The sequence below is a fragment of the Providencia sp. PROV210 genome (assembly GCF_028479445.1).
GTDB lineage: Bacteria > Pseudomonadota > Gammaproteobacteria > Enterobacterales > Enterobacteriaceae > Providencia > Providencia rustigianii.
Map to the genome: position 1 here is coordinate 166,898 of NZ_JAMPNQ010000006.1, position 16,644 is coordinate 183,541.

Below are 16,644 nucleotides of genomic sequence, written 5' to 3' on the forward strand. Positions count from 1 at the left end.
ATATTAAGCTTCTGCGTCATTATTAGATGATGACAAGGAATTATTAAAGATTAAGATGATTTATCACTATCTAATTGCCTGTTTCTCCATCATTCCATTCAGCGTTCAAGACTTTCTCTTATCTATACAACAGTATTTTCAATGATATGATGAATTTGTTGCGTAAATGTAGCGCGCGCTAAAATTATCTATTATTTGGTCATATTCCATCCTTTCCGGAAGATTATCCATCTAACAATACAATATTTTTGATTTAAAAAACTAAAATATAAATTACTAAGAATAATAAATGCGGGGAAAATCTTATGTCGCAGATGTTAGCTCTATTTCTGATCGTCTCGATATTATATATCGGAGATGCTATTGCGGTGAGAACCAAAGCATGGATCCCATCAGTGTTTGTTTGTGCGGTGTTATTTCTTTTTGGATATTGGACATTTTTTCCTAAGAATATTGTCAGTATTGCGGGTATTCCTCAAGTTGTTGCGGTAACACTGATGTATTTACTGATCACCAATATGGGAACATTATTATCTTTAAAAGAATTATTACGGCAATGGAAAACAATTTTAATTTCTTTATCCGGGATTCTAGGAATTATTGTCTTTATTTATGCTATCGGGATGATGCTCTTTGATTTAAATACTGTGTTGGTAGCAATCCCACCGTTAGTCGGAGGAATTGTTTCATCCTTGATTATGTCAAAAGGTGCGGCGGAAGCTGGCTTAATGGATCTATCTGTTTTTGCCATTTTAATTTATGTAATGCAAGGTTTCGCTGGGTATCCGCTAACAGCCATTATGTTGAAACGAGAAGGGCGTCGAGTACTTGAACAATATCGAAATGGGTCATGGAAAGAGTCTTTAGCCGTTGAAGGGGCAGACGATGTTGAAGTGAAAACATTATCCTCTGAAGATGCTATGCCCAAAATGTTTAAGCGAATACCTAATCACTATAATACCAGTTATTTCAAATTCTTACGATTAGCATTTGTCGGATATTTAGCCTATTTGGCTTCTTCTGTAGCTGCGCCGTACGTCAGTATTAGCCCGTTTGTCTTATGTTTATTATTCGGAGTTATTGCATCGTCATTGGGCTTTTTAGAGAGGCAACCTTTGCAAAAAGCCAACGGATTTGGTTTCGCTATCATGGCGTTAATGCTGTTTATCTTCGATACATTAAATCATGCGACACCAGATATGTTGTTGAGGTTAGTGTATCCAATGGTTGTGTTGATAATTGCGGCGGTTGTCGGGATGTTTATTGCTTCTTGGATTATGGGCAAAATTTTAGGCGTCTCCAAAGAGATGGCATTTGCGGTTTCATTAACAGCACTGTATGGCTTTCCTGCGGACTATATCATCACAAACGAAGCAATAAATGCGTTAACCAAAGATGAAAAAGAACGTCAAATACTGACCAGCCATATGTTAGGTCCAATGTTAGTCGGTGGTTTTATTTCGGTCACAATGGTGTCGGTGGTACTGGCAGGCATTATGGTTGCTTATCTGGTACCCGCATAATTATTGTCGACAGATATTACGATAACAAATTGATATAACATAAAAAATAATAGATTAATGGGACATTAGTACCGATTGAAAGGACAAAGGTAAAAATATGGTCAATAAAGCAGTTACAGCAGCAATTAAGCATCATACTCAAGATATGATTGCATTTCGACGTGACCTTCATGCTCATCCCGAGCTTCCTTTTGAAGAGGTCAGAACCACTAAACGTATCGCAGAAGAGTTAGCCAAAATTGGCATAGAATATCGACTTACTGAACCGACCGGCATTATTGCTGAAATTAAAGGTGGTAAGCCGGGAAAAACCGTTGCATTACGTGCAGATATTGATGCGTTACCGGTGCAGGAGCTTAACGATTCATTAGAGTATAAATCTACTCAACATGGAAAAATGCATGCCTGTGGCCACGATGCTCATACTGCCATGTTGTTGACAGCATCTAAAGCATTGTATGAAATTCGTGATCAGCTTTCGGGTAATGTTCGATTGATATTTCAACCCGCTGAAGAAATTGCACAAGGTGCAAAAGCGATGGTGAAGCAAGGTGCAGTGGATAATGTAGATAATGTATTTGGAATGCATATCTGGTCCACGACACCATCAGGTAAAGTCTCGTGTAATGTCGGTGGAACTTTCGCCTCCGCAGATCTATTGGTGGTGAAATTTAAGGGCCGTGGCGGTCATGGCTCTATGCCAGAAGCGACAGTTGATGCCGCAGTGGTTGCCTCATCTTTTGTGATGAATTTGCAATCTATTGTTTCCCGTGAAACGTCGTCACTGGATTCAGCCGTTGTGAGTATTGGTAAAATGGATGTGGGAACCCGTTTTAATGTTATTGCTGAGAATGCGATATTAGATGGAACGGTTCGTTGCTTTGATATCGAAACGCGTACGCGCATTGAAGCCGCTATCCGTCGTTATGCCGCGCATACTGCGGCTATGTATGGTGCGACCGTGGAAGTGGATTATATTTATGGAACCTTACCCGTTATAAATGAAGAGCACAGCGCGTTACTGGCACAATCGGTGATCACTGATGCATTTGGCGAAGAAACATTAATGTTCGAAAAGCCAACACCAGGCGGTGAAGATTTTAGTTTCTATATGGAAAATATACCGGGATGTTTTGCATTATTGGGGTCGGGTAATCCAGAAAAAGATACGCAATGGGCTCATCACCATGGCTGTTTTAATATCGATGAAGATGCGATGGCGACAGGGGCAGAGTTATATGCGCAATATGCATGGTCATATTTACAACAGGATAAATTCTAAGTGAGAAGGAGTTTGCTACTGGTACGTAAGGTATCAGTAGCAAATTAGTTAGCTGCGGTTTATTGGTTATGATGCACAAAAATAGCTTCTCTTAGACTTTGCTGTAATTTAAAGCGTTGTTCTTGGGTGAGCTGCTCATCGTGGGAAAGCTGCATCAGCATTTCGTTCATGTTGTGAACGGAGTTTTCATCTAATAGTAAACTGACTTTTTGTGCGATTTCATCATAATGGCTCATGAGTTTTCTCCATTTCAAAATGGGTTAACGTATCAATATTATGGTGGTTAATTCTGTTTATCAATCACCATGACGGCCATGGTATTCGGCTCTAAAGCTCGCATGATATGGGGTTCATCACCACGGTAATGAATGTAATCACCAACGTTCAATTCAATGGGGTTATCCAGTGGACCGACTAGCGCTCGGCCAGACATTAAAATAATATGCTCAGTCACATCGTGCATATGGGGTTCTGAAATACGATCTCTACCCGGTTGTGCGACGACGGTGTAGATGTCACGCAAGGAGTTGGCTGGGGCAGATGATAATAAATAAGCCAGATAATTGGCGTGCTCCGCGCTAACCGGCGTGCCTTCTCCATGACGAATAACGGTGACAGCGGCGCGTTTTTCTTCAATTAATCGAGAAAACGGAATATCTAAAGCGACACACAGCGCCCACAAGGTTTCGATACTTGGGTTGCCACTTCCAGACTCTAATTGGGATAGTGTGGATTTGGCAATACCCGCTTTACGTGAGAGTTCAGAAATAGAAAGCCCACTCTTTTGTCTTTCGGCAGCCAATGCTTTTGATATTAATTCAATAGGCGGCGTAAATAGGGTCAATTTTAATATCCTGTTTTGATTGCACTGAACATAAATCACCGACATAATGAACGAATGTTTTTTATATCGAACGGTTGAAATATGCTTACTTCTAAGCTCCAATTTTCTATTCTCAATAATAGCACAGTGAAAAACATTGCACTGGTGTGTATTGCAGACTTAATTGTCGGTATTTCTTATGGCGCTTTAGCTCACTCTCAAGGATTTGACTGGTGGGTTCCACTTACTTTATCCATTCTTGTATTGGCTGGGGCGTCAGAGTTTTTATTTATTGGTGTTATTTTTACGGGAGGAAGCCCGATTTCTGCTGCATTAGCTGGTTTATTAGTGAACTCTCGACATATTCCTTTCAGCTTTGCAGTGAGTGAATTGACAGGAAAAGGTCCTCGCGCATTGCTTGGCTACCACATCATGAATGATGAAAGTGTGGTTTTTGGCTTGGCTCAGGAGCATGAAAACGAGAAAAAAGCGGCATTTTGGTTATGTGGGTTGGGAATACTGATTTGTTGGCCTGTTGGTGTGATTATTGGTGAAGTATTAGGTAGTTTTATTCAAGATACTCATCGATTAGGCATGGATGCGATGTTCCCAGCCATTATTCTGGCATTGTCACTTCCTGCATTAAAGGATAAACGCTTACGGTTAACCGCGATTATTGGAGCAGTGATCGCCGTGGCAGCGACACCTTATTTACCAGCGGGTATCCCGGTGTTATTGGCATTATTGAGCTTAGTTATTTACATCAGGAAATAACAATTATGATGGAGAATCCATGGCTGATTGTCAGTGGTATTTTAATCTTGGCAATTGGAACATATTTAATGCGCGCATCTGGTGCAATCCTGAAAGGGAAAGTTGCTTTAACTGAAAGCAGCAAGGCTTTATTTTCTGCGGCAGCTATTGTGATTTTATTCTCGGTCGCAATAACATCAACGCTATTTTCCGGTGAGCAAATCTCAGATATTGCGAAAGTGATTGGCGTGGTTGTTGCCGGTATTTTGACTTGGTATCGTCAGCCTTTCATTGTAATTGTGTTATCTGCTGCAATTGTGACAGCACTTCTACGTTTATTGTTTTCGCTATAAAGAAAAAAGCCCCTAGGGCGTAGGGGCAAAATTAGGGATATATCTAAACTTTATTGTGTGCGAGTAAGATACTGATTTTTAACCAACAATGCGATATGGTTTTAGTTATCGCTGTAACAGGCACAACCTATGTTTAACGTATTTGATGCTTTTATTTAGCTGCTGGTGCTGGAATCGACACGGGAGCCATTGGTTGTTTCATTGGTGCTTGTTCCGGTATTTCAACCACTGAAACACGGATCATGTAGCGTTTACCATCTTCTATTTTTGGCACGTTATTGACTAATTTTTTTATTGTTTCATTCGGTTGGGTTGTTTGCTCTGTTACGCTGTATACCATATTGTGGTGATTACCTGCGTAAGGGCGGGGTGATTTATTATTTACACCATTTGCCATCGCAGCAAAACCTGCAGTTAATAAAACAGCCGCTAACAAACCTTGATTTAATTTTTTCATATCGATCTCCTCATATGTGCGATGAGATGATAATTCATCAATTGAGTTGTACAGGCAATCGCTTTTACCTCTATTGACTGAAGCTTCATAATTCCTGCACTTTTTGTCCTTTCTTTACTCATAGTTTTGAAAAGACAGAAGTTGTTTCTTTTTGATTTAAACAAAATAGTCAAAAATCAGACACTAATTAAGTGAGAGATAACCCAGAATATCTCTGGGTCATTGACGTTTAGCACGCGATTTGCGGTTGTTGTTGCTCGAGCGGGGGAAGCCCATGGGCAGCACGAGCACGGTCGCATGCCTCATTATGAATACCATTGTGCCAAGACTGTTCGAATTCTCGACATGGAGTGGGTCTTTGTTCATAAATAGAACAAGACGTACACTCACCTACTGTGCCAGTTAGTGCAGTACAACGGGTATTAATTTTTTGATTTGTTCCTTGCATGCAACTCACAAACGGCGTGATTTTTTCAGTTAAATGCTGAGGAACAGTTCCTCCACCATCTTCTGCTTCAGCCCAATAAAACGATACGCGAAAGTAGGAACAGCATGCACCACAGCTGACACAAGGGTTATTTGAAGGATCAGTTTTTAGTATATGAATATTACCCATATAAAAATCACCGTAATGAAGTTGATAATTCCCGTAGGAAACGGGATCCGCGACACAGGCAGGAAGCCTAAGAAAATGCCACTCAAATATTATTATGTTACGTAAATTCACATATTGGCAATTATTTTTAGCGTTAAAATCGAACAATTTTACTAGAGAGAATAACGAAAAAACGATTAGCGAGTTTTAGTCACAAAAAAACCTGCCGTTTGATGGGCAGGTTTCAATGAGTGTTAGTGTTTGCGAAGGGTTAAACGTGCTTTAGATCGCCATCATCATCTTGATTGAAAATAGCTTTATCTGTTTCACCCATTAACTGGCTAGTCACGGTACCTGCTGTCATAGAACCACTAACATTGAGGGCGGTACGGCCCATATCAATTAATGGTTCAACAGAAATCAGCAACGCAACCAGTGTTACAGGTAATCCCATTGCAGGTAGAACAATCAATGCAGCAAAAGTTGCACCACCACCCACGCCAGCCACACCTGCAGAACTGATAGTGACGATACCGACTAAGGTCGCGATCCACAGTGGGTCAAATGGGTTAATGCCCATAGTGGGAGCCACCATAACCGCTAACATTGCTGGATAGATACCTGCGCACCCATTTTGACCAATAGTTGCACCGAAAGAAGCAGAGAAGCTCGCGATAGACTCTGGTATACCGAAACGACGAGTCTGGGTTTCAATATTCAGTGGAATACTTGCAGCACTTGAACGGCTAGTAAATGCAAATGTAAGTACTGGACCCGCTTTTTTAAAGAATCTGATAGGGTTTAATCCCGTTGTTGCCACTAAAATACCGTGAACCACAAACATAATTCCTAGCGCTACATAGGACGCGATAACGAAAGTCCCTAAGTTTAGGATATCAGCAAGGTTAGAGCTTGCCACGACTTTGATCATCAGCGCCATAACACCATAAGGGGTTAAACGCATGACTAAGCGGACTAATTTCATTGCCCAAGCTTGCAAGACATCAATTGCGGCTAAGGCTTTTTCGCCACGTTCTTTGTCATCTTTAAACAGTTGTAAGGCTGCAACACCTAAGAATGCGGCAAAGATAACAACACTGATAATCGATGTTGGGCTTGCACCTGTTAAATCTGCAAACGGATTTTTTGGAATAAAGGATAAGATCAGTTGTGGAACAGTTAAGTCCGATACTTTTCCAATATAATTAGTTTCGATGGCTGCTAGGCGCGCAGTTTCTGATTGACCTTGAACCAGACCTTCTGCACTTAATCCGAACAGATTGGCGATTAAGATACCCACTAATGCAGCTATAGCCGTAGTGAATAACAGTGTACCAATCGTTAAAAAGCTAATTTTCCCAAGTGATGAAGCCTTATGTAGTCTGGCTACTGCGCTCAGAATAGACGCGAAGACCAGTGGCATTATCACCATTTGTAATAGCTGAACGTAGCCATTACCGACGATATTAAACCAAAGAATGGAGTCTTTAACCGTTTGGTGACCAGTACCATATACAAGGTGCAGGCCTACACCATAAGCAACACCGAAGACGAGACCGAGTAATACTTTCTTAGACAGACTCCAGCCATTTGCTCCGAGTTTTGCTAACAGTATGAGTAGTGCTACAAAAATGAGCACATTGATTATCAGGGGAATATTCATTCCACACTCCAAGTCGTAATTATTATAAATGATGAAACTTGCTGCTTAATCCTTATTGGATATAAGGATGTGACTCCTTCTAACAACTGGTTATATGTTATCAGCTGAATAACAGCATTTCTTATAATCAAAAATTATAAGATAGCGCTATTCATGCTTACAGTATATTACAAAAGTGATGTATTTGTCGGGAAGTGTATATTTAACTTATTATTCAAATAATTAACAATGTTATCTAGTTGTACGTGAAAATCCATAGAGTGATCAATGGGAAGCAGTACCGCACAGACGGTCAAAAGCACGGAAATGAAACGTTCTCCCCGTTTACTATTTTTACCCCGCAGAATAGGGAAACAGAACCGAGTAGGAAGAGGCCATAAAAAGGGAACGCCAGAAGGGGTAAGCATGTCAGCGACGAGATGACTCATATAACCCAGTAAAAAAGCTTGAATTAAATCAGCGGGAAGCCCCCACTGAGTCGGTAACCATTGGTAGCAAGATATAAGTAAAATCAGCCATGCAATTAAGCTGTGAGTAAACCCTCTATGACCACAGAGTTTTGAAATAGGAAGTGATATTACGCGAAATAATCGACCAAGAATCGAAGAAGGGTGGTCAATATCAGGTAATAATGCGCCCAATAAAACCCCTGGCACCATGTGCAACCAATCACCTTGAGCGAACTCAGGTGTGATTTGCAATTTATGAGCCATGATCAGTGAGGCGACGGAAAATAGCAGATGCCCTTCAGCAGTCATTAGTGGATAAAATACCATCTGTTCATCTATACAGTAGGTGGGGAGTATAAAGGGTTTAAGCGTAATTGAATAGGGGGCTAAAGATAAAAAAACTCTTATTTATTAGACTATAAGGACAGATTTTTATACTTTAAGGTCAGTTACCCCTAGTCAATGACTAGGGGGGATAAAGAGTCGTCAATGGATAATGAAATTAACGCAAATGTTCTGGGCGTAATTCATTCAATGAATTGAGTTTAATATCAGCCAGACCCCAACGAGGGTCATTCATATGACGTTTATCTGGGATGACGATTGAACGCATTCTTGCGGCTTTTGCTGCAATCATTCCATTGAATGAGTCTTCCAGAGAAACGCAATGAATAGGTTTTGTCGATAATTCGGCAGCGGCTTTTAAATAGACTTCTGGGTGTGGTTTACTTAGTGGCAGGTCAGCTGCAGAAACCACAGCAGAAAAATAGTGTCGGATATCAAATAGATTTAGCACTTTTTCTAGCATGTAATCGGGGGATGCTGACGCTAAAGCAATGTTTAAGTCCATGGAGCGGCACAGTTCCAGTGCATGCTCAACACCGGGCAGTAGAGGGCGTTTTTCCTCGACCAAACCGATTACTCTGTCAATAATGCGCTGTTTAGTTTCTTCTAAACTACAGTTTTGCCAAGGAGAAGCGTTGTACCAAAGCTCAACAACATGGTCAATACGTAATCCAAGGGTATCCGGAAGCGTATCTTTCAGGGATAAATCGACACCTAACTCTGAAAATATCTCATTCTCCCCTTGTTCCCAAAAAGGTTCTGAGTCAATGAGCAAACCATCCATATCAAAGATCACTGATTGGATAGGTAATTTATGGTACATATCAAAACTCCATTCATTGAGATACCCATGCGGAATGAGGGTATGAGAGTGTTGTCGTGGTTATTTAAAAAACAGTCACCGTTGTGATTTAAATCTATTCTAACAATTCATGGCTTTCGGTTATACCCATATCTGTGCTATGTACTGTTTTTACTCAAAATTTGAGTTTGGCTGCTCTTCTCATCAGGATGAAGGATTTGAATAATCCGAAACTCGTTTTTTAACTATCATTTTTTTCCATAAATTTGGAGGCGATAATTAATATCGGCTATGATTAGCGTAGAAAAAAACTCTGAGGAATAGTTGTAATGAATTACCACAAGGCAAATTCTATTGCGATCGGCAAACGTATTTTAGGCTGGATTGTATTTTTAGTAGCGTTAATTTCTACTCTGGCATCATTAATTAAGCTAGCTGCCCTTAAAGGGATCCAAGGTGAGGGGATCAATGCGGTGGCGAATGATTTTGTTAAATTAATGGCAGAAATGACACGTCAAAGCACACCATTTTTAAACACATTTTGGAATAACTCCCCCGTACCTGAAGTGAGTAGTGGTTTCTCAGGCAGTACGATTGGTTTTTTTATTATTTTCATTTTCATTTTTGTTGGCTTAGCCCTGAGCGCATCAGGATTACGTATGTATCGACAAATTAAATTTATTCGTGAAAGTATTGAAGACCATGTGATCTTAGAGAATGCGAAAGGAAGTGAAGTGACTAAGGAAGAGCTAGAGTCGAAGGTGACAATTCCTCGACATACTATCTTTAAGCAGTTTTTCCTGATGTACTTCTGGCCAATTGTACTTGGTCTTGTCATTTACTTTGGTCTTAAATTACTGAATTGGTAATAGACTAAAATAATATTGAGCCATAGGGCTAGGATTTCCTATAGCTCGATATTGACTTCGTAAGATTAATGCTCTTCTAATAAACGATCAACGATGCTACGTGCCTGTAAATAACTTTGCTCATTACCGAAAATGTTTGCTTGGTTAAGTAAAAAATAGAGTTGATATAAAGGTTGCCTATCTAAAAAACCAGCAGGGAGAGGCCAAACACTTTGGTAGCCATCGATAATTTGAATCGGAATATCCTTATACAATGGTAGCATGGCAATATCACACTCTCTATCCCCCCAATAGCAAGCAGGATCATATAGAACACCATCGAGTTGATTGGTCATTGCACAGTTCGCTGGCCATAAATCCCCATGTAATAAGGATGGTTGTGGCTGATGCCCAGCAAGCCTATCTTTGACAATATCCACAAGATTTTGGATATCCCCAAATATCATGCCTTTTTCTGACGCTATTTGTAATTGCAGACCTATACGTTTTTCTGCAAAGAAAGTATTCCAACGTTTTTCCCATGCGTTAGGTTGCACTGTCGTACTCAGCATTGTGTCAAAATCAAAGCCGTAACTAGGTTGCTCCTCCCATTGGTGCAGACGTGCTAGCTGCTGACCAAAATGCCATGCATTCGTGTTATCAAAGGATTTTAAGGGAAAATACTCAAGCAAAAGGAAACTATGGTGCTTATTGCTACCAAGGCCATACACTTTGGGGACTGTGATGGTTTGGCTTTTTGCCAGCATTTCCAATTGTTCGGCTTCTTGCTTGAATAATGGTAGAAATTCACGCCGGTTTTGTTTAATAAATACGGTGTGATCGCCATAGTCTATTTTTAACGTATTATGGATATCACCCCCAGAGAGAATAACTTTATTACTCAGCTCTGCTTCACCAAAGTGTTCACTTAATAAACGACACATTGCTTGCCACATGATCCACCTCGCTGTGATTTTGACATTCACTAATACCATACTATAGCGACAATTTAGGAATTAACAGTGATCCTTGTTTAAAAATAAGGCGATAGCATGAAATGGTTTTAGATGATTTATAGTGAGAATAGCGTGGAGATTGAGGGAGAGTGGGAAAATGGAGCTGAATATGGGGATATCATATTTAGCTCCTTGGAATTGTATTATGCGGTATGCAGATCCTGAGGGATAACATGGGATTTTTTACGCGCTAAAACTAATTTGCTGTACAGCAATGCAATCACAAAATAACCTGCTTGGATCACCACAATGGTTGGTCCTGTAGTGGCGTTGATATGGAAGCTCAATACGGTCCCGATAACACTGGATGTGACGGAGGCAATAATTGCGACCACGAGCATCCAACCAAAACTACGGCATAGAACAAAAGCAATAATGCCAGGTGAGATGAGCATGGCGATAACGAGAATAATACCCACGGCTTGCAATGATGCCACAATCGTTAGCGCTAATAGAGACAGTAGACCGTAATGCAATAGTTTAACGGGAAGGCCAATTACTCGTGCTTGGTTGGGGTCGAAACAATACAGCATAAAATCTTTACGTTTTAATAAAATCACAGCGACAGTAATCCCGGCGAATACGAGAATTTGTTTAAATTCTTCGTTAGTGATCCCCAAAATATCACCGAATAGAATATGCGTCAGGTGCTGCTCAGTATCAATTTTAGCGAACATGACCAAACCAATGGCAAACATGCCGGAAAAGACAATTCCCATCACTGTATCTTCTTTGATACGGCTGTTTTCTTTTAGATACCCCGTTGCAACAGCACAAAATAATCCAGAAGCAAATGCGCCGATAGCTAGTGGAATACCAATGAGTGAGGCAATAATGATCCCCGGTAATACTGCATGGGAGATAGCGTCACCCATTAATGACCAGCCTTTGAGTACTAAAAAACAGGATAAAATCGCACACACAGTACCTGTCACAATAGCAGTAAGGAGTGCTTTTTGCATAAATGGGAATGCAAAGGGAGCCATCAATAAGTCGATAAAATCACTCATGGGACACTCCTTGCTGCTTAGTTTGGTGCAGTTTTGCGACTTCTTTTCGTGCTTTACGGCGAGAGGCAAAAACGCCATGCTTCGGAGCAAAGAAGAACGCTAATAAGAAAATCGCTGTTTGGAAGGTCACGATTAACCCACCGGTAGCACCATTTAAAAAGTAACTGAGGTAAGCACCAATAGCGCTGGTGGCTGTTCCAATGGAAACTGAAATGATCAGAAGGGTTTTAAATTTGTCCGTCAATAGATAAGCAGTAGCACCTGGGGTGACGACCATGGCAATGACTAATATAGCGCCAACAGTTTGTAATGCTGCAACGGTACACGCGCTTAATAAAGTAAAGAAAATAATTTTTAAGCGTAGCGGATTCAAACCAATGGATCGGGCATGACTTTCATCAAAAAATACGGCGAGCAGATCTTTCCACAAGCACATCAATACAATGAAAGAGACCGCGATAATAATTTCCACTTGGAGTACATCAGCGTCGGCAATCCCTAAAATATTACCAAAGATAATACTTTGCACATTCACTGAAGTGGGATTTAAAGAAACGATCAGTAACCCAGCAGCAAAAAAGGTCGAAAAAATAAAACCAATAACGGCGTCTTCACGTAAACGAGTTAGGTGCTTAACGAGAGTCATGGCGAGAGCGGCAAGGATCCCAGTAAAAAATGCGCCAGCGGCATAAGGTAAACCTAATGCATAAGCCCCCGCAACTCCCGGGACAACCGAGTGGGAGAGCGCATCTCCCATTAATGACCAGCCTTTGAGCATCAGGTAAGCCGAAAGGAAAGCGCATACCGCACCGACGATAGCGCTGACCCAAATGGCTTTCACCATAAAGTTGTACTCAAATGGTTGCAGTAACAACTCAATCATTATGATTCCTTAGTTTGGTTTTTTCTGACCGGAGCATCGTGGTCGTGCCCATAGAATACTGCGGCTCGTTCGTCATCGGTGATGACCGTGACTGAGCGAGGGTCATCATCGTCATGGAGTTCTTGACCGGATAAGTTAATATGACGAAGAACGCCACCAAAAGCTTGTTGTAGATTTCGTTGGGTAAAGGTTGTTTCCGTTGGACCACTAGCCAGTACGGTACGATTTATTAGGATCACATGGTCACAAAATTCTGGCACGCTACCTAGGTTATGCGTCGAAACCAAAATTAGATGTCCTTCATCACGTAAGCTGCGTAATAGATCAATAATGGCATTTTCAGTTTTAACATCGACACCCGTAAAGGGTTCATCGAGTAATAGAACTTTTCCTTGTTGAGCGAGTGCTCGCGCTAAAAAGACGCGTTTTTTCTGACCACCCGAAAGCTCACCAATCTGACGATGTTCCAATCCTGTTAAGTCCACACGTTCTAATGCCATTTTAACCGCATCTTTATCTTCTTTCTTGGGAATGCGAAAAAAACCCATTTTACCGTATCTTCCCATCATAACGACATCAGAGACTAAGACAGGAAAATTCCAATCAACTTCCTCTGTTTGCGGGACGTAAGCGATAACATTCTCTTTTAGCGCGGTTTTAATTGACTGATTATTCAACTTTACGCTACCAGATGAAGGGGTAACTAGTCCCATTATTGTTTTAAATAATGTGGATTTACCGCTACCATTCACACCAACAAGTGCGCAAATGGAACCACCTTGGATATTAAAGCTCGCATCATAAATTGCAGTGTGGCCGTTGTTATAGGTTACGGTCGCATCATCGACAACAAGATGTGGGTGTTCAAACTGATTTGTGAGGCTCATTTACTGTGAAAATCCTTTTGCGATGGTATCAACGGTTGTGTTTAACAGGTCAATATAAGTCGGTACTGGCCCTTCTGGGGTTGATAGGGAGTCAACGTATAAAACACCACCATATTTAGCCCCCGTTTCTTTGCTAACTTGTAAGGCTGGTTTATCGGAAATGGTACTTTCACTAAAGACAACGGGAATATTATGCTGACGAACCGTATCAATCACTTTTTTTACTTGCAGTGGTGAACCTTGCTCTTCGGCATTGATAGGCCAAAGATACACCTCTTTAAAACCGTAATCTTTTGTTAGATAACTGAAAGCACCTTCGCTAGTCACTAACCAACGTTGATTTTCTGGAATACGATTTAAACGCGCACGTAATGGTGCATCTAATGCAGCAATCTGCTGTGAGTATTTTTTGGCATTAGCATTGTAAGTTTCAGCATTTGCAGGGTCGTGTTTTACGAATGCTTTACGGATATTTTCGATATAAATTTGGGCATTAGCGGGGGACATCCAAGCATGGGGATTCGGATTATCTTTATATTCCCCTTCACGGATTGGCATCGGTTCTATGCCTTCGGTCACGATGACCGCAGGTACATTTTTGAGATTTTCAAAGAAACGTTGAAACCATACTTCCAAATTCATGCCATTCCATAAGATGAGGTCAGCATCATAGGCTTTCATAATATCTTTTGGGGTAGGTTGATAACCGTGGATCTCTGCACCGGGTTTGGTAATGGATTCGACAATAGCGGCATCTCCGGCTACATTTTGAGCTATGTCTTGAATGATTGTAAATGTTGTCACCACTTTAAATTTTTTTGCAAAAGCGGGTTGGCTTCCAAATAGGATGGCAGTTAAAGCAACTAAAGTGGCCAGTAAAGGAAGTGAAAATCGGGATAACAGTTTATTCATGAAATTGACCCTAACGTTTAGCTTGCTATTGTTTGTATTGGATTAGCGTTATTTTAACGGTATTGTTAGTGTGGTTTTTAAGTCTAATACAATTTATATCCCAATTGATAATGATTATCAATATCAATTGAAGAAAATGACCCTAAAAGTCAAAAACAATATTTGTATCGATGATGAGTTTCTTGTTGTTATTATTGATGAATATGACTAAAACATGTCCTGAAGTAAAAGTTAAGTAAAAAATATACTATTTTTCTAAACATTAGCTATTCTTCCAGAGATTTTTATCAGCAGAGGATACTACAGTGAAAAAATTGGTCGGCAGTGCGCTTGTACTTCTGCTGTTAGCAGGTTGTTCGAGTGAACCGAATAAATCAGCAAATAAGCAAAGAATGCTAGATAATGGAAATCAAGTATCCAATTCAGCCTCGAATACTAGCTACCCACGTACACCTTACGATGAGTTTATTCGTGAGTCTGCAGCACGCTACAGTGTGGATGAAACACTTATTAGAGCAATTATTGAAGTTGAATCAAACTTCAGGCCGGAAGTTGTGAGTAAATCTAATGCAATTGGCTTAATGCAAATTAAAGCATCAACGGCAGGACGTGATGCATACCGTTATCAAGGTAAGTCTGGTGAACCTAGTTCTCGTGATTTAAAAGATCCACGCAAAAATATCGATATTGGTACTACCTATATCCGCATTCTGAAAGAGCAGCATTTAGCGGGGATAAGCCATCCACAAACCTTATATTATGCAACGGTGGTTGCTTATGTTAATGGCGCCGGTGCTCTGTTACGTACGTTTGATAATGACAAAAGCAGAGCGATAGCGATGATTAATAACTTGTCACCTGAAGAATTTTATCAACATGTACAATCTAAGCATCCTGCACCACAAGCACCTCGTTATCTGTGGAAAGTAAAAAATGCGTATAATGCATTGCAGTAATTTATTGATATTCTGACATTAAGTGTGGGAGTTGCGCGACAATTTCAACGATCCCGTTGATAACAAATTGCACTCCCATACAAATTAATAAAAAACCCATAACTCGCCCTATGGCATCAATACCGCTATTACCCAACCATCTCATAATGGATGTGGCTCCTCTTAATCCTATCCAGACAAACAAACTGGCTAAAAAGAATATAATTACGGGAGCCGTATTCAGTATCCAAGGCGCAAATCCCACATCCCCTTGAAGTGAAGCGGTGGAGCTAATGATCATAGCTATAGTGCCGGGACCCGCGGTACTTGGCATTGCAAGAGGTACGAAAGCGATATTTTGAGTGCCTTGACGTTTTTTCGGTACGCTGGGGTCATCTAATTGATTATTTGTACTATCATCCGTAGTTTCAGTATTGGGAAATAACATCCCAAAGCCAATAAAGGCGACAATAAGTCCACCTGCAATGCGCAAGCCGGGAATAGAAATTCCAAAAGTACTCATCACTAGCTGACCAGCATAAAAGGCAACCATCATTATGATAAACACATAAATAGAGGCGAGCAGGGATTGATGATCCCGTTGTTCTTTGGTCATGTTTGCGGAGAGACTTAACATGACTGCGATTGCAGTTAATGGATTCGCAAGGGGTAATAATAATACTAATCCAATACTAACTGCTTGAAAAAGCGCTAAGATATTTTGCATAGTATTAAATTGCTCCCTTACTTAATTTGAAAAACTTTGTTGCTTGGGACTATAACAAACATTAGCCTGGATGTGTTGGTTATGGGAGCGTTCTTCTTTAATAATGGCGATATGGGGAGAATAAAAGGTAGATACTGGACCAGTATTATTTAATCCAATACTTAAAGTTGTGCACATTAACTGTGGATAACAGCCCTATTCAGATGTGAATAAGTTAAATTATTCCATTAATAACAATGTAATACGTTGGTGGATTAAAAACACGCAATATATTAGGCAAAAAAAAACCTTTTTATGGTAAATAAAAAGGTTAAGGGCATTATTGCTAGAGGGGATTGTCTTCATTTGTTAAAGAGTATACAGGGGGGAATGTGTTTTACT

The 16,644-nt window shown here is 40.4% G+C and carries 19 protein-coding genes; 6 read left to right on the plus strand and 13 right to left on the minus strand.

The window, feature by feature from the left end:
• Positions 1 to 305 precede the first annotated feature (305 nt).
• Both PR761_RS06090 and PR761_RS06095 read left to right on the plus strand, forming a co-directional pair.
• Positions 306 to 1,523: a hypothetical protein gene (locus PR761_RS06090; RefSeq protein WP_006813319.1), complete on the plus strand. Its 1,218-nt coding sequence runs from the start codon at positions 306 to 308 to the stop codon at positions 1,521 to 1,523.
• A 97-nt stretch (positions 1,524 to 1,620) separates the two neighbouring features.
• Positions 1,621 to 2,805, plus strand: a complete 1,185-nt coding sequence (locus PR761_RS06095; RefSeq protein ID WP_006813318.1) for a M20 family metallopeptidase — start codon at positions 1,621 to 1,623, stop codon at positions 2,803 to 2,805.
• Positions 2,806 to 2,864: 59 nt separating this feature from the next.
• Here PR761_RS06095 and PR761_RS06100 read toward each other — a convergent pair whose 3' ends face one another.
• A complete protein-coding gene (locus PR761_RS06100) occupies positions 2,865 to 3,041 on the minus strand; it encodes a DUF2526 family protein (protein ID WP_006813317.1) in 177 nt (58 codons plus the stop codon).
• 47 nt (positions 3,042 to 3,088) lie between these two features.
• Complete coding sequence (locus PR761_RS06105) at positions 3,089 to 3,649, minus strand: helix-turn-helix domain-containing protein (protein WP_039854194.1); 561 nt, start codon at positions 3,647 to 3,649, stop codon at positions 3,089 to 3,091.
• Positions 3,650 to 3,730: 81 nt separating this feature from the next.
• Here PR761_RS06105 and PR761_RS06110 point away from each other — a divergent pair, with 81 nt between their 5' ends.
• Positions 3,731 to 4,402, plus strand: a complete 672-nt coding sequence (locus PR761_RS06110) for an AzlC family ABC transporter permease (protein WP_006813315.1) — start codon at positions 3,731 to 3,733, stop codon at positions 4,400 to 4,402.
• A gap of 5 nt (positions 4,403 to 4,407) precedes the next feature.
• On the plus strand, positions 4,408 to 4,734 hold the full coding sequence (locus PR761_RS06115; protein ID WP_006813314.1) for an AzlD domain-containing protein: 327 nt from the start codon (positions 4,408 to 4,410) through the stop codon (positions 4,732 to 4,734).
• A gap of 151 nt (positions 4,735 to 4,885) precedes the next feature.
• Here PR761_RS06115 and PR761_RS06120 read toward each other — a convergent pair whose 3' ends face one another.
• The 5 genes from PR761_RS06120 to hxpB all read right to left on the minus strand — a co-directional run bounded on the left by PR761_RS06120 (position 4,886) and on the right by hxpB (position 9,066).
• Entirely contained in the window at positions 4,886 to 5,191 is a 306-nt protein-coding gene (locus PR761_RS06120) for a hypothetical protein (protein WP_006813313.1), read from the minus strand.
• 229 nt (positions 5,192 to 5,420) lie between these two features.
• A complete protein-coding gene (locus tag PR761_RS06125) occupies positions 5,421 to 5,807 on the minus strand; it encodes a YkgJ family cysteine cluster protein (RefSeq protein WP_039854191.1) in 387 nt (128 codons plus the stop codon).
• 250 nt (positions 5,808 to 6,057) lie between these two features.
• On the minus strand, positions 6,058 to 7,449 hold the full coding sequence (locus tag PR761_RS06130; protein ID WP_006813310.1) for an L-cystine transporter: 1,392 nt from the start codon (positions 7,447 to 7,449) through the stop codon (positions 6,058 to 6,060).
• Between the two features lie 167 nt (positions 7,450 to 7,616).
• Positions 7,617 to 8,207 carry a metal-dependent hydrolase gene (locus PR761_RS06135; protein WP_039854414.1) on the minus strand — a complete coding sequence of 197 codons (591 nt, stop codon included), beginning with the start codon at positions 8,205 to 8,207 and terminating at the stop codon, positions 7,617 to 7,619.
• Between the two features lie 193 nt (positions 8,208 to 8,400).
• Entirely contained in the window at positions 8,401 to 9,066 is a 666-nt protein-coding gene (gene hxpB / locus PR761_RS06140; RefSeq protein ID WP_006813308.1) for a hexitol phosphatase HxpB, read from the minus strand.
• Between the two features lie 308 nt (positions 9,067 to 9,374).
• Between hxpB and PR761_RS06145 the strand changes: the two genes are divergently transcribed.
• A complete protein-coding gene (locus PR761_RS06145; RefSeq protein WP_006813307.1) occupies positions 9,375 to 9,914 on the plus strand; it encodes a YniB family protein in 540 nt (179 codons plus the stop codon).
• A gap of 65 nt (positions 9,915 to 9,979) precedes the next feature.
• On the opposite strand, the gene PR761_RS06150 is transcribed toward PR761_RS06145, so the two are convergent.
• The 5 genes from PR761_RS06150 to PR761_RS06170 form a co-directional block, all read right to left on the minus strand.
• A complete protein-coding gene (locus PR761_RS06150; protein ID WP_039854188.1) occupies positions 9,980 to 10,849 on the minus strand; it encodes a fructosamine kinase family protein in 870 nt (289 codons plus the stop codon).
• 203 nt (positions 10,850 to 11,052) lie between these two features.
• Entirely contained in the window at positions 11,053 to 11,919 is an 867-nt protein-coding gene (locus PR761_RS06155) for a metal ABC transporter permease (RefSeq protein ID WP_006813305.1), read from the minus strand.
• Complete coding sequence (locus tag PR761_RS06160) at positions 11,912 to 12,802, minus strand: metal ABC transporter permease (RefSeq protein WP_006813304.1); 891 nt, start codon at positions 12,800 to 12,802, stop codon at positions 11,912 to 11,914. The genes PR761_RS06155 and PR761_RS06160 overlap by 8 nt, the downstream gene beginning before the upstream one ends.
• On the minus strand, positions 12,802 to 13,689 hold the full coding sequence (locus PR761_RS06165; RefSeq protein WP_112836599.1) for a manganese/iron ABC transporter ATP-binding protein: 888 nt from the start codon (positions 13,687 to 13,689) through the stop codon (positions 12,802 to 12,804). Before PR761_RS06165 ends, PR761_RS06160 begins: the two co-directional genes overlap by 1 nt.
• Positions 13,690 to 14,601: a metal ABC transporter substrate-binding protein gene (locus PR761_RS06170; protein WP_006813302.1), complete on the minus strand. Its 912-nt coding sequence runs from the start codon at positions 14,599 to 14,601 to the stop codon at positions 13,690 to 13,692.
• 305 nt (positions 14,602 to 14,906) lie between these two features.
• Here PR761_RS06170 and PR761_RS06175 point away from each other — a divergent pair, with 305 nt between their 5' ends.
• Positions 14,907 to 15,557 (plus strand): transglycosylase SLT domain-containing protein, encoded by a 651-nt coding sequence (locus PR761_RS06175; protein WP_006813300.1) that lies wholly within the window; start codon positions 14,907 to 14,909, stop codon positions 15,555 to 15,557.
• Position 15,558: 1 nt separating this feature from the next.
• Here the strand turns inward: PR761_RS06175 and PR761_RS06180 are convergent, their stop codons facing one another.
• A complete protein-coding gene (locus tag PR761_RS06180) occupies positions 15,559 to 16,263 on the minus strand; it encodes a MarC family NAAT transporter (RefSeq protein WP_006813299.1) in 705 nt (234 codons plus the stop codon).
• Positions 16,264 to 16,644 lie beyond the last annotated feature (381 nt).